Source organism: Bacillus sp. NS1 (assembly GCF_058248265.1).
The window spans coordinates 304,123-321,392 of record NZ_JBZAZF010000003.1 but is presented as its reverse complement, the minus strand read 5'-3'; the positions used below and the strand labels follow the sequence as shown (position 1 = coordinate 321,392).

Genomic DNA, 17,270 nt, shown 5'->3' with positions numbered 1-17,270 from the left:
TGTGTATTATGAATTATAACAGAGAAGGCTTTGTTAGAAAAACAATTGTTTTTCCCAGAAATATCATGTTCCTTTTTTCTGACTATGGTTGATTTGCAGCCAGGCAGAACATTTTATGTATTACTGCTTGGGGAACATATCCAGTGGGTTTGAGATGTTTATTCTCATTCTTGGCGGGGTCTGCTCGCACATACTCTGCATTTCATTCTTGGTGTTTACTCCGCATATTGCAAAAAAAACTCCAGTCATCATCGACCGGAGTTTTTTGAATCATTATTGAGCTACAGGATATACGCTCACTTTTTTGCGGTCACGGCCGAAACGTTCGAATTTAACAGTTCCGTCGATTTTCGCAAATAGAGTGTCATCTCCGCCGCGGCCCACGTTTTCACCTGGGTAAATTTTTGTTCCGCGTTGACGGTAAAGGATAGAACCGCCTGTTACGAATTGACCGTCAGCACGTTTAGCACCTAAACGTTTAGCCTCAGAGTCACGTCCGTTCTTTGTAGAACCTACTCCTTTTTTAGAAGCGAAAAACTGAAGATCTAATCTAAGCATGTAGCTCACCTCCTATATTATGTTTGTGGTCACACGCAAGTTATCTTTGTAATCCCGTTCGATTGTCTCCAGCGAAACAACCATGCCTTCAATCAGCAGCTGAGCTTTTTGACGCACCTCCGGATCAAGAGATTCAGGGAATTCAAAGTAAAAATAACCCCCGTCCTCCCCTATATCAAGAAGCGGCTCGAAGCCCGCGAGCACAATGACCGCGTTAACGGCTCCAAACACAACGGCTGTCACTCCGGCACAAACAAGATCTTGTCCATGTTCAGCAAAATTCGCATGGCCCGTCATTTCAAAAGACAATATGCCTTTATCATGAGACCTTCTGATTGTTGCCTGAATCATGCTTACGCGTTGATTTTTTCGATCGTCACTTTAGTGTAAGGCTGACGATGACCTTGTTTTTTATGAACGTTTTTCTTTGGTTTGTATCTGAAAACAGTGATTTTTTTCGCGCGACCTTGTTTTTCAACTTTAGCCGTTACTGTTGCGCCTTCAACTGTAGGGTTGCCGACTTTCACGTTGTCTCCGCCAACAAACAAAACGTCTTCAAAAGTAACTGTTTCACCTGCTTCAGCAGCAAGTTTTTCGATGAAAACAGTTTGGCCTTCTTCAACTTTGATTTGTTTACCGCCTGTTTTAATGATTGCGTACATTCTCTGCACCTCCTATTAGACTAAGACTCGCCAGATACCAGGGGGCTGTAAAAGCTCTTAACACCTGTACTGAGCGGTTGTAGCAATGGTGCTACATCCATAACATTAAAAAATATACCAAAATACAAGGTGTTTGTCAATCAATTTTAGTAAGGCAGCAGCAGTTCCTCCATAGAGGAATTCGTCCGCTTATCGGCAAAGTAAGCATGGAGCACTTCATTCTCGTCAAGCTGGCTGAGCTTTTGGCCTGATTTCTCTACTATAATCGGATGTTTACAGCCGCGTTTGAACTCTGCCATCACATGATAGACTTTGTCCTCTGCCTTTACAGTCAGCGGCAGCAGTTTTTCAAGCTCACGGTTTTTTCCATAATACCTTTCAAGGAGAAATCTCACATGGATATAATGCCTTTGCCTGTATTCCTCGAACAAAGAAACAGCGAGAAAGACAAACAAAACCCATGCGCTGATTTGCAGAGGAATCACAAATAAAACCCAGCACCCGAGCAACAGGCAGAAGCAGAGCGACGTTTTTAAGTTGAGCCGGTGAGCCTTTTGAAAAGGCAGCTGTTTGGAAAACAGCAAAAACAACAGTTTTCCGCCGTCAAGCGGCCAGATCGGCAGCAGATTCACAAATAAAATAGAAAGATTATAAAAGGTGAAGAGTTCAAAGGTATGCTGATGAATCACCGAGAATTCTGCAAGCATCCAGGCAGCAAGCTGAAGCCAAATGTGCTGAAGAGGGCCGGCAATAATCACCGCAAACTCTTCCTTTAACGGCCGATTCCCGTGCTCTTCCACTTCCACCGTTCCGCCGAACGGCAGCAAAAAAACACGCTTGATTCTCCAAGAAAAAAACACGGCCAGAGCAGCATGCCCCAGCTCATGGACCAGTACAATCAGGAGCAGACATAATAATGCTTTCACATGGCCTGTGATCAGCCCAAGCGCCGCGATAATCCAAAGAAAAGGATGCACATGAATCTTCAAGATAAGGTCAAGCCATTTATTCAAATGAAATCACCTGAATCGGATCAATAAATTTATCGCCGTCTTTCATGGCAAAATAATAGACCCCTTTATTATGATCATCAAGTTTAATTGAGCCGAGTTTTTTTCCTTTATCTACAAAATCATATAAAGCAACATCCACATCTTTGAGCTTGCCATAAATACTATAGGTATTGTCAGCGTGCTGTACCTTAACTGTCAGTCCCGTCTGGCTGTCTTTGCTGACTTCAACTACATAGCCTTCTTTTATGCTATCAATTGCATCGCTGCTTGTTTCAACTTTAATCCCTTCCCCGTTGTCCTGAAAATCCTGCTGTACTTTCCCAGATGCAGGCGCGACCAAGTCTTGGCCCACTTCAACCTGCTCTTCCTTATTTTTATGTTCAGGAGCCAGAAAAGCGAGCGGATTGCCGAATTTCGTTTCAAACCAATGGCTTGCTGAAGCAAATTGAAATTCAGTTTCGAAGGTTTTGGCAACAGCGGGTTTAATCTGGCTGACCGGCCCAATGTTTGTTTTATAGGCTATGGCGGAAACGAGAACAATGCAGGCCGACAGAAGACATTTCAGGATAATTGAATCTGTTTTAACCAAAGGGTGCTTTCCGTTGAATGTTGAAATGTTATCTTCATAGACCGGAAGAGTTCCATGCTTTTCCTGATCCGATACCATTACCCAAGACGGGGGTTTCTGCTTTTCAGAAACTGTCTGAGTAGAGAAACGTTTTGAGCCGGAAAGATGTTTTCTTCTTTTCTCTAATCGTTTTCTGATTTCATCTGCTCTGTGACTCATTGCCATCATCCTTTGCATTCGTTGGGTTTGTACATGATATGTCTTGTCCATGGCAAATATTCGTTATCCTCAAGCACAAAGCAGACAAAAACAAAAAAACCTGACACAGCATTTGCTTTGTCAGATTCTTCTCTTTGATTCTATCACATTAAGATCTTACTCCGAAAAATGATTTAATCTTAGCCACCATTCCTTTGTTTTGCTCTTCAAGCACCTGCAAAGGAACAGATTCGCCTAAGATGCGGCGGGCAATATTGCGATATGCAATGGAAGCTCGATTTTTCGAATCCATTGCAATCGGTTCGCCATGGTTGGAAGCTTTAATGACTTCATCATCATCAGCCACGATTCCGAGCAAATCGATCGACAAATGCTGTACGATTTCGTCGATATCCATCGTGTCACCGTTTTTCATCAGGTGATTTCTGATTCTGTTTACAACGAGCCGCGGCGGTTCAATATTTTCCTCTTGCTCCAGCAGCCCTATAATACGGTCAGCATCACGAACAGCTGAGATTTCAGGCGTTGTGACCACAATCGCTTTATCAGCTCCGGAAACGGCATTTTTGTATCCTTGCTCAATTCCGGCAGGACAGTCTATGATGACATAATCAAATTCCTGTTTGAGCTCTTGAACCATATTTTTAATTTGTTCAGGAACAACGGCTGTCTTATCGCTCGTTTGAGCAGCGGGCATTAAATAGAGCAGATCATCGAAACGTTTGTCTTTTACAAGCGCCTGATGCATTTTGCATCTTCCCTCTACAACGTCTACTAGATCGTAAATAATTCTATTTTCGAGACCCATTACAACATCAAGGTTGCGCAGTCCTATATCAGTATCTAATAAGCATACACGCTTCCCTAAAATGGCTAAGGCGGTACCGAGGTTAGCAGATGTTGTCGTTTTACCTACTCCGCCTTTTCCCGAAGTTATTACGATAGCCTCACCCAATTCACATTCCTCCCTCAAGCCTTGTTAGATCAGGTCTTAAATGAGCCAAATGTTGAAGGCGTTCAATGACCATATTTCCGTCTGTATCTAAATAAGCACATTCCATTTCGTTCCCTTTTTGAATGTGGTCTGGGGAGCGATTTAACACGTGATTGATTCTTAATTGTGTCGGCAGCATTTCAGAGGCGGCGATGACCGCTTGATTATTTCCGTTGAATCCAGCATGCGCGATTCCTTTCAATGAGCCAAGAACAAAAATGTTCCCTCCAGCCATTACTGTTCCGCCTGGATTCACGTCACCGATCAGGAGCAAGTCGCCTTTCACCTGCAGCACTTGGCCTGAACGGACAATCTTTGAAACAGAAATAATTTCAGCTTCCTCTTTCATACGCTGTGCTTCTTTTTTAGTAATGACTTCACTGTCAATAGAATGAACAAACAAATCTTTCTTTGACGCAATCAATTCGGTTAGCTGTTCCTCTTGCTCCTTATATAAAAAGCGATTTCCCAGCTTAACATGGACGCTGATTTTCTGGCCTTTTCCATCCGTATATTGTTCAATTGACAGCATATTCTGAAGACCATCGAGAAGCTCATCAAAAGAACACGCATCATCCAGATGCAATGTTAATCCATTCTTTGTTCCTTTTATTGTTACATATTGCTGCTTTTTGGTCTTCACAATATTCACCTCAACAACATACTCATTTCGTCAAAAAAAGATAAAATCCTTTTTACTCATCTCTCAATTCTTTCTTTAGACTCATAAAAAACAATCTAAATGGCAGAACCAGAATAAGAGCCGCTACAATATTTAATAAAATTGTCGGTATAAAGCGATCAAGCACAAACCCGTTAAACGTCATGATGTCCTTATGAATCAACGACTGAATGCCGAATACGTAAAATTCGAGCAGGCAGACAGCTAGAACTGCTATCAATATCACTACAAATGCGTTTGTGTGCAGCACTTTAAACGCTTTTGAAGCCAAATAGCATAACCCGGCAAAACCAAACATATAAACGCCTAATAGACTTGTATAGTTCATGTCATATAGAAGGCCAAAAATAAATCCGTAAATCATCGCGTGTTTTTGGTTGATGAAAGCTGACATAAATATCAGTACAACCATCAGAAAACGCGGGGCAAGCACCTGATCATCTGTAACGAACGGAAAATGCACCAGATCTGTAAAAATGCTTTCCGCAGAAAAAACAAGCATCATAACGAAAGGGAGAAGGAAACGTTTCACGATCCTTCCTCCTCTGTATCGACAGTCGGCAAATCACGGTTAACAACGATCACATTATTTAAATCGGTAAGGTCTGCAGCAGGTTTTACATAAGCAACTTTCGTTAATCCATAGGAATCTGACTCGATATCAGTCACTTCACCGATTGTCAGCCCCTCAGGGAAAACACCGCCTGTGCCTGACGTTTCAATAAGATCGCCTTTTTTCACGTCTTGTTTATCCTTACGCTCAATAATTGTCATCTTAAGACGTTTTTTCTCTTTGTCATATCCTTCGATCAGGCCGTAGCCTTTGCTGCCTTTTTTTCCTGAAATTTTCGTCGCGACTCTGTTATTGCGGTCAGTATCGCTTAAAAGCTGAACAGTAGACGTAAAATTATTAAGACCGGAGCTTTTGATCTTGCCGATTAATGCGCCTTTTTCGTTTGTTACAGCCATATCTTTCGCTACGTTTTGCTGAGTCCCCTTATTAATCGTGACCTGTTTCGCCCAATTATCCGGGCTTCTGGCAATGACCGTTGCTAAAATCGGCTTGTAATCTTTAATCGATTTGACATGGCCAAGCTCGTCACGCAAGGATTTGTTTTCTTCTTCAAGTTCTTGAAGCTTGGCTTCATATTGTGTCTGTCCGTCAAGCTTCTCTCTCAGACGCTCGTTTTCTTTGTATGTGTTTTTTAAATCATTAATGTTCTCAAATATCCCTGCAAAAAATTCGGCAGGCGTATGAAAAATATTTTGAAATACTCCCGTCGTATCGCCGATCACTTTCTCAGGCCAGGTGGTATTGCGGCCGCCCTTCAGCGAAAATCCAATCATAGCCACCAATATGATAATACACAGAAGTAATAGCATTAACCGTTTATTCGGCATCGTGTTACACCTCTTCTATTGAACTCCCGATTATCTAGTTTTTCCTTTGAAAAGATGGATGTGCTCCAGTGCTTTCCCTGTTCCGATCGCTACACAATCAAGCGGGTCTTCGGCGATAAGGACCGGCATTTTTGTTTCTTCGCTGATGACTTTATCCAAATTGCGAAGAAGAGCTCCGCCGCCGGTTAACACAATACCTCTGTCCATGATATCTGCTGCAAGCTCAGGCGGTGTTTTTTCAAGTGTGCTCTTCACTGCTTCAACAATTGTAGACACAGTGTCGCGCAGAGCATTAGAAATTTCTTTTCCTGTAATTTCGATTGTTTTCGGCAGACCTGTCAGTAAATCGCGTCCGCGGATTTCCATTTTATCGGATTCTTCAGGAGCTTCTGCAGATCCGATCTCCATTTTAATCGCTTCAGCCGTACGGTCACCGATCATCAGGTTGTACGTTTTTCTGATGTAGTTGATGATCGCATCATCCATCTCATCACCGGCTACGCGGATCGATTGAGACGTTACAATGCCTCCGAGTGAAATAATCGCAACCTCTGTCGTACCGCCCCCGATATCAACAACCATGCTTCCAGTCGGCTCCCAAACTGGCAGATTGGCGCCGATCGCTGCGGCAAACGGCTCTTCAATCGGATACGCGTCACGCGCTCCCGCCTGTCTAGTCGCATCGATGACAGCGCGTTCCTCAACAGCCGTAATACCTGATGGAACACAAACCATCACATATGGTTTTCTAGCAAACATGCCTTTATTTTTAATGGCCTGATTGATGTAATATTTCATCATCGTCGCCGTTGTTTCATAATCAGCGATAACGCCGTCTTTCATCGGGCGAAGAGCCACCACGTTGCCCGGTGTCCGTCCGATCATATTTTTCGCATCATTTCCGACAGCAACAATCGACTTCGTATCCGTTTGCAAAGCGACAACTGACGGCTCTCTCACAACAATTCCTTTTCCTTTTACAAAAACAAGCGTATTCGCAGTTCCAAGATCTATACCAAGGTCTCTTGCACCAATTCCAAACATATGTATGTATCTTCCTTTCTTAAAGCAAAAATACCCTAAAGGGAAAAACTCATAAACTCTATTATAGCTTAATTCGACGAAAAAAAAAGTGTTACAAATATCCTTTTTCCTTTAAACTCACAAATTTTTTGTCCCCGATCACCAAATGGTCAAGCAGCTCGATGCCAATCAGGTTTCCGCATTCAAACAGCCGTCTTGTCACTTCAATATCTTCCCTGCTTGGCGTCGGATCTCCAGAAGGATGATTATGAACACAGATAAAGGAAGCGGCAGAGCGTTTAAACGCTTCTTTAAACACCTCTCGCGGATGGACAATAGATGAATTCAGGCTTCCGATAAAAACGGTGCGTTTATGGATGACTTGGTTTTTTGTATTTAAGTATAAACAGACAAAATGCTCCTGGGTTAAAAAGCGCATATCCTCCATGACAAGATTTGCGCCGTCTTCCGGGGAGCGAATGACGAAATGTTCTTCGTTGGCTAATTTATGAATACGGCTTCCAAGCTCAACCGCCGCCAGTATTTGAACCGCTTTTACCATACCGATTCCCGGGATGCTCGACAGCTCTTCAACAGAGGCTTCTTTCAGCAGCCGCAACCCGTCAAAAGAGCGCAGCAGCCGGTTTGACAGGTCCATAACAGATTCTTGTTTAGTGCCTGTCCGCAATAATATAGCCAAAAGTTCATGACTCGCTAGGTTCTCGGCTCCGACTTTCAGGAGCCGTTCTCTTGGCTTTTCTTTCGTTGGGAAATCTCTGAGTTTTAATGGCAGATCGTGTATGATCAAGCACTCCTTTTCTTTCCCTTCCCGTTTATAGAACCGTCATGCCTTTATATCAAAATGGCGAAGAGCTCTCATCGTTTTTGATATAGGAAGGCCCATGACTGAATAATAATCTCCGTCTATTTTCTTTACAAAAAGCGCGCCTCTTCCTTGGATGCCATATGCACCTGCTTTATCCATCGGCTCTTTTGTTTCAATATAAGTCCAAATCTCTTCTTCACTGAGAGGCCAAAACGTAACTTCTGTCTTATCAAAAAAAGTCTCGCTGTGATTTTCGGCTTGTATGCTGACTGCGGTGATTACTGAATGACTTCGACCTGAAAGCCTCCGCAGCATAGAAGCAGCTTCTTCTTGATCTTTCGGTTTACCGAGGCAATTGCCGTCCAGGCATACCATTGTATCAGCTCCGATAACAATTGCATGCGGATGGAGATCAGCTACAGCCTTAGCTTTTTGTTTTGCCAACCATTGGACGTTTTCTTCAGGTGAAAAGTTTCGATTTAATTTTTCCTCTACTTCACTGACAATAATGGAGTAGGGCAGCTGGAGAAGATCGAGGAGTTCTTTCCTGCGCGGAGATTGTGATGCAAGTATTAGCGGCTTTGTCATGTTCGTCATCCTTTCAGGGTTTGCTTAAGAAAAAAAGATACTCGTTTATCCTACCAAATCACGAGGCTTGTCACAATTTCAGAAAAATAACTTTTTCATGACAAAATAAAAAAAGCCTGTCACTAAAGGACAAAGGCTCAGGCACTTTCTCTTATTTAATGACGGCTAACAGTTGCTGCTGAGCCTTCCATCCGGCTTCAGCACTTGGGTCCTCTAATTCCTTTAATGCCTGCAAAATCGCTTTTTTCTCTCCTGCTTCTGATGCTTCTGTTTCACCAAGCGACTTTTCTATTTTTTCTACACTCGCTTTTGTAATATCTTCACCGAGAATCGCCTTTGCTGCAAGCTCAGCTGTTTCCTTGAAAGAATCTGTCATATCTGACTCTATTGATAATGAAAGCTCCTTGCCTCCCCAAGCTTCAAAATCGCTGTCGATTAAAAGCTGCCCTAACTGCTGTGACACATCCTTATCACTGGCTAAGCCTGCGATGACATACGTATACCCGTCATCCTTTGACAGTGAAACGGCGGAATAACCTTTTTCAGTCAGCTGTTCTGTTAACGTTTCGGCACCCTTTTCATTTGAAAATTTTCCGGCTTGTACAGCGTACGTTTTATATGTACCTTCAGCTGGTGCCGCCTGTTTCTCCGCGCCTGAGCTTTGTTTATCAGCAGAAACATCTCCGGCTTTTGCCGTTTGGCTGCCCAGAGAATCATCTAAAGAGGCTGGTGCTGCCGCTTCTTTATTGCCCGAGATGTTCAACGCGAATAAACCTAATCCGGTGCCTATGACAGCTGCAAAGGCAATCGTCGCCGCCACTCTTTTTACCGGCTTGGCAGTCCCGGCCTTTCCTTTTGCATACAGCTTTGTTTTTTTCTTTTGGTAAGGCGGAACGACTTTTGGATCTTCTTTAAACACCTTGTCCTCTTCTGAATCCCAGTTAAATTCATCTTCATCGGGATGTTCATGGGAAGCCGCGACCTCCTGTTCTGCCTTTCTCTTTTCCTCCCAATTTGAAAATGTCATGTTTTTATCCGTCTCAGTCTCAGACGTTTCTTGTTCGTAAACCGTCTCTTCTTTTCCATTAATCGTCACCTTGAGGGCTTTTTCTGCGGCTTTACTGTTTTTTTTATTCTTTCTTTTTTTCAATTCCGCTTCCTCCCTTCATTTGCTTGACCGTTCTTGTCGGCTTTTCATGCTACACACTTTAGCACAGGCGAAAAAAAAAAGAACAAGACTTTTGTCGTCTTGTCCAAAAAACGTTCGTCAAATTTTTCAGCGGTCAGCCCATTGCCATTTTAATATAAAAAGAAATGATAGAGTCACCGTATAAATAGGCTAAAATGCTCCCTGCCGCAATTGCGGGGGCAAAGGGAAGCGGCTGCCCTTTGGCGAGTCTACCAGTCAGAACGGCTGCCGCTCCATACAATGAACCTATCAAAACAGAAAAGAAAAAGGCAGCTGCCAGCATTTTCACACCGAGCACAAAGCCAATCACCGCAAATAATTTAATATCTCCTCCCCCTATTCCTCCATGGGTGATTGCAGCAATTAAGGCCAGAAATAGAAACCCGGCGGCAGCACCTAACAGGCCGGCATACCAGGGATCAAGCGGAGAAATCAATCTTGCACCCGCCAAAAAAGGAAGAAAGAAAACCAATATTCGATTTGGAATTAGCATAAAATGAATATCTGTCACTGCAACAATGATAAGAAGAGAGATAAACACAACAGCAGGAAACAGTTCAAGCGACGTGCCAAAGCGTATTCCTGCGGCGGCAAATAAACACGCTGCCACAAGCTCTATTACGGGATACATAATAGAAATCCTCTGCCCGCAGTTTTTACATTTACCTTTTTGGAAAAGGAATGACAGGATGGGAATTAATTCTGCAGGAGTTAAGGTCCGCCGGCAAAACGAGCATGATGAACGGGGCGCGATAATAGATAGATGTAAGGGGATACGGCGCCCGGCCGTATAATAAAATGAACCAAGGATTAGCCCGAGGATAAAAAGAATGGGAAGCATAGACAACACACCTTTACAAAATACTGGTATGGATTGTAGCAAAGTGAGCGGGCTGAATTCTAATCGGGAATATTCAATTTTACACATAAAAACCCCGGCAGAATCTCATTTTTTGATACTGCCGGGGCTGGACGCCTTATTTCAATCTTTTGCGAATGTCAGAAATAAAATAAAGTGATCCCGTAATCAGCACAATTTCATTTGAACCCTTTTTGCTTTCTATGAATTCGAGCACATCGCCAGGATCTTCACTCCAGCTTTTATTGCTGATTTCACTTGCATCATAGAGATCTTTTGCAAGAGAAGCACGCGGGAAATCAAAAGAAGCAAAATGAATCGCATGCGCTATGGTTTCCAGTTTCTTAATCATGTTTTGATACGGTTTGTCCTTTAACGCGCTAAACACCACAGAAATGCAGGAATCAGGGAAACGCTGTTTCATCGTTTCCGCCAACTTCTCAACGCCTTCTTCGTTATGCGCACCATCTAAGTATACCGGTGGATGTTCCTGAACAAGCTCTAAGCGACCCGGCCAAGCAGCCTTTACAAGCCCGCTTCTTAACGCTTCATCACTGATATGGGCAATGCTCTCCCTATTAAGCCACTCAGCAGCCAAAATGGACAAAGCCGCATTTTGTCTTTGATGGGTGCCGATCAGAGTTGTTCGAACATCTTCATAACACTTCTCGGCCGTTTTGAATGAAAACTGTTCTCCCGCAGGCAGAGCCTCTTCATTAAAAATAACACATGTATCATGTAATGACTGGAACGGCGCAGCATGTCGTTCAGCTTCATAACGAATGACCTGTACGGCTTCCGGCTGAGTAACAGCTGTAACAATAGGTATACCTTCTTTAATAATTCCGGCCTTTTCTCCAGCAATTTCTTCAATGGTGTTTCCAAGAATATTCATATGGTCGTGTCCGATGCTTGTAATCATAGTTAAAAGCGGTTCAACTACATTCGTAGAATCGAATCTACCTCCCAGACCTGTTTCAAAAATAACAAAGTCGACCTTATGAAACTCTGCAAAATATAAAAATGCACAAGCCGTCATAATTTCAAATTCTGTCGGCTGTCCGTATTCCGTTTGATCCAGCGCTTCAACGTGCGGTTTCATCTGATTGACGAGTGCTGTCCATTCCTCATCTGAAATCGGTGTCCCGTTAACGCTGATCCGTTCATTAAACGTAATGATATAAGGTGACGTAAACGTTCCAACCGTATATCCGGCTTCTTGCAGCATAGAACGGATAAAAGCGACAGTTGATCCTTTACCGTTTGTTCCTGCGACGTGGAACGCGCGGATTTTCTTTTCAGGATGCCCTAACCGCGCCATCAGCTGCTCCATTCGGCCAAGTCCGGGCTTCACTCCGAATTTCAGCCGCCCGTGAATCCAGCTGCGCGCTTCTTCATATGCAGTAAACAATGATAATCCCCTCTTTTATAAGACAAGGCGGTTTCTCTAGAAACCGCCCCGGCTTTTCATTAGCCCTTCAGCTCAGCCATTCGTTTTTGAACAGCGTCACGCTTTGCCACATAATCTTTTTCTTTTTCACGTTCTTCATCAATTACGTGCGCAGGCGCTTTTTTCATAAACCCTTCATTACCAAGTTTCTTTTGGACGCGCTCGACTTCTTTCGTCAGCTTATCAAATTCTTTTTGCAGACGGGCAATTTCTTCATCAATATTAATTAAGCCTTCTAGCGGAAGAATAACCTCTGCTCCTGAGACAACGGCCGTCATCGCTTTATCAACAGCCTCGATATCCGTGCCGATTTTAAGCACGCTCGGATTCGTAAAGCGTTCAACATATGAACGGTTCGCTTCGAGACGGGCTGCTATTTCATCTGTGCTTGTTTTAATATACAATTCGACTTGCTTGCTCATTGGCGTATTGACTTCACTGCGGATATTACGTACAGAACGAATCAGCTCAACAAGAAGCTTCATGTCAGCTGCCGCTTCAGTATCGGTATGCTCCGGTACTACAACAGGCCATTGACTTACTGTAATCGATTCCCCTTGATGAGGAAGGTGCTGCCAAATTTCCTCCGTTAAGAATGGCATAAACGGATGGAGCAGGCGCATCGTTTGATCCAGTACGTAAGCAAGGATAGAACGGGTTGTTTTCTTAGCCGCTTCGTCTTCTCCGTAAAGCGGAAGCTTCGCCATTTCAATATACCAATCACAGAAATCATCCCAAATAAAGTTATATAAATGGCGTCCGACTTCACCAAATTCATATCGATCAGCAAGCTGGGTCACGTGTTCGATTGTTTCATTTAATCGCGTTAAAATCCATTTGTCAGCAACTGATTTTTCGCCTGACAAATCGAGCTCATCGTATGTCATGCCGTCCATGTTCATTAATGCAAAACGGGAGGCATTCCAAATTTTATTGGCAAAATTCCATGTCGATTCCACTTTTTCATAACTGAAGCGCAGATCTTGGCCAGGAGAGCTTCCAGTCGCAAGGAAATAACGCAGAGAATCGGCTCCATACTTGTCAATGACATCCATCGGATCGACACCGTTGCCGAGAGATTTACTCATTTTCCGGCCTTGCTCGTCACGGATTAAGCCATGGATCAAAACATCTTTGAACGGGCGCTCGCCTGTAAATTCAATGCCTTGGAAAATCATGCGTGATACCCAGAAGAAAATGATATCGTACCCTGTCACGAGTACGTCTGTCGGGTAGTAGCGTTTAAAGTCTTCAGCCGTTACATCAGGCCAGCCCATAGTGGAGAAAGGCCAGAGTGCAGAACTGAACCATGTATCCAGTACGTCTGTATCCTGTTCCCAATTTTCGCTGTCCTCAGGCGCTTCAAGCCCGACATATAACTCGCCTGTTTCTTTGTGATACCAAGCCGGAATGCGGTGGCCCCACCACAACTGACGGGAAATACACCAGTCGCGGATATTTTCCATCCAGTGTAAATACGTTTTTTCGAAACGGTCAGGCACAAAGTTGACTTTTTCTTCTTTCTTTTGCAGCTCAATCGCTTCATCAGCAAGCGGCTGCATGCGCACAAACCATTGTGTAGAAAGATAAGGCTCAACAACAACCCCGCTTCGTTCACTATGGCCGACAGAGTGCATATGATCCTCGATTTTGAAGAGAACTCCCGCCTCCTGTAAATCTTTTACGAGCTTTTTGCGGCATTCAAAACGATCCATACCTTGATATTGCAGGGCATTTTCATTCATCGTTCCGTCTTCATTCATGACAAGAATGCGTTCTAAATTGTGGCGGTTGCCAAGCTCGAAATCGTTCGGATCATGAGCAGGCGTAATTTTCACTGCACCAGAACCAAATTCCATATCAACGTAGTCATCACCGACAATCGGAATTTCACGATTTGTAATCGGCAGGATCACCGTTTTTCCGATAAGATGCTTATAGCGCTCATCTTCAGGATGAACAGCAACAGCTGTATCACCAAGCATCGTTTCAGGACGTGTCGTCGCAATTTCAATCGAACCTGAACCGTCAGCGAGCGGATAGCTCATATGATAGAACGCGCCTTGAACATCCTTGTAAATGACCTCAATGTCGGATAGGGCTGTTTTTGTCGCAGGGTCCCAGTTAATAATATATTCGCCTCTGTAGATCAGGCCTTTTTCATAAAGCTTAACGAAAACTTCGCGAACCGCTTTGCTTAAGCCTTCATCCAGCGTAAAACGTTCACGGGAATAATCAAGGCCAAGCCCTAATTTCGCCCACTGGCTGCGAATAAAGTCAGCATACTCTTCTTTCCACTTCCACGTTTCTTCGAGGAATTTCTCGCGGCCCAAATCGTAGCGGGATTTGCCTTCTTCACGAAGTTTCGCTTCCACTTTAGCCTGTGTCGCGATGCCGGCGTGGTCCATACCCGGAAGCCACAGCACATCATAGCCCTGCATGCGTTTCATTCTTGTTACAATGTCTTGCAGCGTTGTGTCCCACGCGTGGCCAAGGTGAAGTCTTCCTGTTACGTTTGGCGGCGGAATGACAACAGAGTATGGCTCTTTTGTCTGGTCACTGCCAGCTTCGAAAAATTTGCCTTTTAGCCAAAAATCATATCGGTCTTTTTCAACTGCTGCCGGATCGTATTTCGTCGGCATTGTTTGTTCATTCGTTTCCATGATAACCCTCCAGCATGTTTAAAAATGGCTGAGAACGAAAAAAGAGCTCTTCATCCCTGTAAAAGGACGAAAAGCTCTTTCGCGGTACCACCTTTTTTCATGAACTCTATCAGTTCATGCACTTACAACGGATAACGGGTGTTTCCCGAATTTCTCTACTCTCTTTCAAGAAATTATGCTCCCGGGCGACCTTCCAATCAGACAACATAAGAAACCTTTCAGCAAACGGCTTCTCTCTCTGCATGCGCCTTTTTTGTACTCTTCCCGTTCTAAGCAGGTGTATTTATCAGCTCATTATATACATTATTTATGTTCTTTATTATAGTAAAAGTGTTTTTGATTCGTCAATCATCTTTTCCAAAAACGCCGCTTTCTATACAGATGGGCAGGCACCTATTGCCCAAGTTTACATATGATGCTTGTAAATGCGTAGAGGAGGATGCACCGTGAAGAAACGTTTCAGCTCTTATTCGCTCCCGCCGTGGGTTAGGCAAATTCGGCTTGTATCCGCACAAGTGATTATTCCCATTACGATTTTTCAAGGAATCAGAACTATTTTCTTTCCGACAACCTTTGATGTTTTGCTGCTCGCAATCCTAATCTTTTTAGCTTGCGCCCTTCATTTAGAATGGATATAAACAAACAAGTCCGCGCCATTAAGACGTGGACTCGTTTTCAGCCTGGAATTTTTTCTCTTGTTCTACCTGATGGATTTTCATCACAAACGGCTCTATATTTTTCATTTGCCAATAAGCCTTTAATAATTGCGTACATTCATTTTTTTCATGCTGTCTTTTTCCGGTTTGATAACGGTTCAGCACCTTGTACATGGCCGTCGGATATGCCATATAGCTGAGAAAAAGGCTGACTTCCGCATCACGTAAAGGGAATGATTTCGTGTATGCATAAAACCATTCGACGCATTCCGGACAAGCTTTCGGAAAGCCTCTGAACATTTTTGTATAAAAGCCCAGTAAGTCGTTTTGCGGCGGGCCTGCAGACGCTCTTTCGAAATTTGTGAAATATCCGGCCCCGGCATCATTATATAGAAAATGGTGTATAGACAGGCTGCCGTGGTTTATCACAACCCTTGAGACGCCCTTTTCTTTTGCTGATTCATACCAGTCTTCCAACCGCTCCAGCGCAAAGTTCACCGCCGAAATGGTTTCTGAAAAATAGGTTACGGCCTGGAGTTCAAAAGGGGAAAGGTACCATTCCTTCTCTGCTCTGTCTACAAACTGTTCATAAAAAATTTTATCATGTTCCCACTTTTTTTTCGTTTGTCCGTAATAACGTTCAATATCATCACGGCTCGCCTTTATTTCCTGCGCGGTTCTCTCGTGAAGGCGGGCTGTTTCTCTAAATAAATAGGCATGCTTCTGATCCCGTTCTTCCTCCTGGTCAAATTGGAGCCAAGGCATTAAATAATAGGAATCTCCGGATTGTATACCTTCTGAGAAAAACTCACCGCTATTTGTTCTGTAAACGGGAACAAATGAACGAAAACCTTTTTCTTCAATCGCCACCATATGATCTGTGAACTGTTTGCTGCGAGCTGATTTCAATTTTTTCAGGGCAAATATGCCGTAGTCTGTATACACTTTCCACACAAGAGGACTGACAGGCTCAATAAATTGAGCAGTCAGTCCGTATTTCTGAAGAACCGATTGGGTATCTTCCATTCCATTCACCACATTTTCCGATCGCTTACGGTTTACGCATGGCTGTTGTTATATTGAGGAATATAGAGGATCTGTCCTGCTTTCAATTCATCGTCCAAGGCTAAAGAATTCATTCTGATCAGCTGCTGGGATGTGATTTCATACCGTTCGCATAAACGTTCGATCGTATCTTCCTGCTGAACAATGCATATTTTCATTCTCGAAAACTCTTCCTCTTCTCTCGTAAAGAGTTTTGTTAAATAAAGAGAATTATCACTTTCCTTTGTTTGAGGTTCCTTCGTTTCAGCAGCAGGAGCAACCCTAGGAACAGCATTCGCTTCCTTCCTTTCAGTCTCTGAGGTATCAGGCAGCTGGAAGGACTGAAGAGGTGTTTCTTCCTCAGGCTCATTCGCCGGTGGTATTTTTCTCACTTCAATTTCAAAGCTTTCTTCCGCTTGTTCCTCCTCTTCCAGCAACTTAGGCGCTGAATAAAAAGAATCCTCCTCTTCATGTTCGGGCAGGAAGGTACGGTATGCCGGTGCAGGCTCTTCTTGAGTTGCCTCCTCCAAGTTTGCTTTTTGATTGAAATGAAGCTGTAAAGCGGTTTCGTCATTCTCCACATTTGGAGCTGAGGCTGGTTTCTTCTCTCTGCTTTCTTCTATGGAGAGTACGGCCTGAGATTCAGTCTCCTGAGCTTCATCCGCTACTTGACGAAGCGCGGGTTCAGCATGTTCTAGTTGAGCCGCTTCTTTCTCTTCATGACGGAGTGCGGGCTCCGCGTGTTCCGGTTGAGCCGCTTCTTTCTCTTCATGACAGAGTGCGGGCTCCGCGTGTTCCGGTTGAGCTGCTTCTTTCTCTTCATGACGAAGGGCAGGCTCCGCGTGTTCTGGTTGAGCTGCTTCTTTCTCTTCATG

The 17,270-nt window shown here is 43.7% G+C and carries 20 protein-coding genes and 2 other annotated features; of the genes, 2 read left to right on the top strand and 18 right to left on the bottom strand.

Translation table 11 applies throughout. From position 1 onward, the window contains the following. The first annotated feature begins 30 nt into the window (after positions 1 to 30). Positions 31 to 153 carry a hypothetical protein gene (locus tag AC4CV5_RS12010; RefSeq protein WP_138921989.1) on the top strand — a complete coding sequence of 41 codons (123 nt, stop codon included), beginning with the start codon at positions 31 to 33 and terminating at the stop codon, positions 151 to 153. Positions 154 to 273: 120 nt separating this feature from the next. Here the strand turns inward: AC4CV5_RS12010 and rpmA are convergent, their stop codons facing one another. The 16 genes from rpmA to valS form a co-directional block, all read right to left on the bottom strand. After that, positions 274 to 558, bottom strand: a complete 285-nt coding sequence (gene rpmA, locus AC4CV5_RS12005) for a 50S ribosomal protein L27 (RefSeq protein WP_003222623.1) — start codon at positions 556 to 558, stop codon at positions 274 to 276. A gap of 12 nt (positions 559 to 570) precedes the next feature. After that, on the bottom strand, positions 571 to 909 hold the full coding sequence (locus tag AC4CV5_RS12000) for a ribosomal-processing cysteine protease Prp (protein ID WP_166850088.1): 339 nt from the start codon (positions 907 to 909) through the stop codon (positions 571 to 573). 2 nt (positions 910 to 911) lie between these two features. Then, a complete protein-coding gene (gene rplU, locus AC4CV5_RS11995; protein WP_014114650.1) occupies positions 912 to 1,220 on the bottom strand; it encodes a 50S ribosomal protein L21 in 309 nt (102 codons plus the stop codon). Positions 1,221 to 1,233: 13 nt separating this feature from the next. Continuing rightward, positions 1,234 to 1,309, bottom strand: a sequence feature (ribosomal protein L21 leader region). Positions 1,310 to 1,366: 57 nt separating this feature from the next. Continuing rightward, positions 1,367 to 2,233: a stage IV sporulation intramembrane metalloprotease SpoIVFB gene (gene spoIVFB / locus AC4CV5_RS11990; protein ID WP_166850084.1), complete on the bottom strand. Its 867-nt coding sequence runs from the start codon at positions 2,231 to 2,233 to the stop codon at positions 1,367 to 1,369. Further along, positions 2,226 to 3,020, bottom strand: a complete 795-nt coding sequence (gene spoIVFA / locus AC4CV5_RS11985; protein WP_166850067.1) for a stage IV sporulation protein SpoIVFA — start codon at positions 3,018 to 3,020, stop codon at positions 2,226 to 2,228. The genes spoIVFB and spoIVFA overlap by 8 nt, the downstream gene beginning before the upstream one ends. Positions 3,021 to 3,168: 148 nt before the next feature. Next, a complete protein-coding gene (gene minD, locus AC4CV5_RS11980) occupies positions 3,169 to 3,975 on the bottom strand; it encodes a septum site-determining protein MinD (protein ID WP_490922866.1) in 807 nt (268 codons plus the stop codon). Between the two features lies 1 nt (position 3,976). Further along, positions 3,977 to 4,657, bottom strand: a complete 681-nt coding sequence (gene minC / locus AC4CV5_RS11975) for a septum site-determining protein MinC (RefSeq protein WP_003222613.1) — start codon at positions 4,655 to 4,657, stop codon at positions 3,977 to 3,979. Positions 4,658 to 4,709: 52 nt separating this feature from the next. Then, positions 4,710 to 5,228, bottom strand: a complete 519-nt coding sequence (gene mreD / locus AC4CV5_RS11970; RefSeq protein WP_490922864.1) for a rod shape-determining protein MreD — start codon at positions 5,226 to 5,228, stop codon at positions 4,710 to 4,712. Then, positions 5,225 to 6,097, bottom strand: a complete 873-nt coding sequence (gene mreC / locus AC4CV5_RS11965) for a rod shape-determining protein MreC (protein WP_166850044.1) — start codon at positions 6,095 to 6,097, stop codon at positions 5,225 to 5,227. The genes mreD and mreC overlap by 4 nt, the downstream gene beginning before the upstream one ends. Positions 6,098 to 6,127: 30 nt before the next feature. Then, entirely contained in the window at positions 6,128 to 7,141 is a 1,014-nt protein-coding gene (gene mreB, locus AC4CV5_RS11960; RefSeq protein ID WP_003222607.1) for a cell shape-determining protein MreB, read from the bottom strand. A gap of 91 nt (positions 7,142 to 7,232) precedes the next feature. Further along, the gene (radC, locus tag AC4CV5_RS11955; RefSeq protein ID WP_166850041.1) at positions 7,233 to 7,928 is read right to left on the bottom strand and encodes a RadC family protein; all 696 of its coding nucleotides are present in this window, start codon (positions 7,926 to 7,928) and stop codon (positions 7,233 to 7,235) included. Between the two features lie 36 nt (positions 7,929 to 7,964). Further along, complete coding sequence (locus tag AC4CV5_RS11950) at positions 7,965 to 8,534, bottom strand: Maf family nucleotide pyrophosphatase (protein WP_222143269.1); 570 nt, start codon at positions 8,532 to 8,534, stop codon at positions 7,965 to 7,967. A 151-nt stretch (positions 8,535 to 8,685) separates the two neighbouring features. Then, entirely contained in the window at positions 8,686 to 9,684 is a 999-nt protein-coding gene (locus tag AC4CV5_RS11945; protein WP_166850036.1) for an SPOR domain-containing protein, read from the bottom strand. Between the two features lie 133 nt (positions 9,685 to 9,817). Continuing rightward, on the bottom strand, positions 9,818 to 10,564 hold the full coding sequence (locus AC4CV5_RS11940; RefSeq protein ID WP_490922862.1) for a prepilin peptidase: 747 nt from the start codon (positions 10,562 to 10,564) through the stop codon (positions 9,818 to 9,820). A 136-nt stretch (positions 10,565 to 10,700) separates the two neighbouring features. Beyond that, complete coding sequence (locus AC4CV5_RS11935; protein WP_490922860.1) at positions 10,701 to 11,993, bottom strand: bifunctional folylpolyglutamate synthase/dihydrofolate synthase; 1,293 nt, start codon at positions 11,991 to 11,993, stop codon at positions 10,701 to 10,703. A 59-nt stretch (positions 11,994 to 12,052) separates the two neighbouring features. Next, positions 12,053 to 14,695 carry a valine--tRNA ligase gene (valS, locus tag AC4CV5_RS11930; protein WP_373923737.1) on the bottom strand — a complete coding sequence of 881 codons (2,643 nt, stop codon included), beginning with the start codon at positions 14,693 to 14,695 and terminating at the stop codon, positions 12,053 to 12,055. Between the two features lie 59 nt (positions 14,696 to 14,754). After that, positions 14,755 to 14,976, bottom strand: a binding site (T-box leader). A 165-nt stretch (positions 14,977 to 15,141) separates the two neighbouring features. Here valS and AC4CV5_RS11925 point away from each other — a divergent pair. Continuing rightward, the gene (locus tag AC4CV5_RS11925; RefSeq protein ID WP_003222590.1) at positions 15,142 to 15,333 is read left to right on the top strand and encodes a YszA family small membrane protein; all 192 of its coding nucleotides are present in this window, start codon (positions 15,142 to 15,144) and stop codon (positions 15,331 to 15,333) included. Positions 15,334 to 15,351: 18 nt separating this feature from the next. On the opposite strand, the gene cotN is transcribed toward AC4CV5_RS11925, so the two are convergent. Both cotN and AC4CV5_RS11915 read right to left on the bottom strand, forming a co-directional pair. Next, positions 15,352 to 16,377, bottom strand: coding sequence for a spore coat protein CotN (gene cotN / locus AC4CV5_RS11920; RefSeq protein ID WP_490922858.1), 1,026 nt, complete (start codon positions 16,375 to 16,377; stop codon positions 15,352 to 15,354). 32 nt (positions 16,378 to 16,409) lie between these two features. Further along, positions 16,410 to 17,270 (bottom strand): LysM peptidoglycan-binding domain-containing protein (locus AC4CV5_RS11915; RefSeq protein ID WP_490922857.1); only part of this gene is annotated, 861 nt, incomplete at its 5' end.

Coding starts and splice junctions, on each gene's coding strand:
- valS (WP_373923737.1), bottom strand. CDS start 14,695: ATGGAAACGAATGAACAAACAATGCCGACGAAATACGATCCGGCAGCA.
- cotN (WP_490922858.1), bottom strand. CDS start 16,377: ATGGAAGATACCCAATCGGTTCTTCAGAAATACGGACTGACTGCTCAA.
- rplU (WP_014114650.1), bottom strand. CDS start 1,220: ATGTACGCAATCATTAAAACAGGCGGTAAACAAATCAAAGTTGAAGAA.
- mreC (WP_166850044.1), bottom strand. CDS start 6,097: ATGCCGAATAAACGGTTAATGCTATTACTTCTGTGTATTATCATATTG.
- AC4CV5_RS11940 (WP_490922862.1), bottom strand. CDS start 10,564: ATGCTTCCCATTCTTTTTATCCTCGGGCTAATCCTTGGTTCATTTTAT.
- AC4CV5_RS12000 (WP_166850088.1), bottom strand. CDS start 909: ATGATTCAGGCAACAATCAGAAGGTCTCATGATAAAGGCATATTGTCT.
- AC4CV5_RS11950 (WP_222143269.1), bottom strand. CDS start 8,534: ATGACAAAGCCGCTAATACTTGCATCACAATCTCCGCGCAGGAAAGAA.
- mreB (WP_003222607.1), bottom strand. CDS start 7,141: ATGTTTGGAATTGGTGCAAGAGACCTTGGTATAGATCTTGGAACTGCG.
- spoIVFA (WP_166850067.1), bottom strand. CDS start 3,020: ATGAGTCACAGAGCAGATGAAATCAGAAAACGATTAGAGAAAAGAAGA.
- rpmA (WP_003222623.1), bottom strand. CDS start 558: ATGCTTAGATTAGATCTTCAGTTTTTCGCTTCTAAAAAAGGAGTAGGT.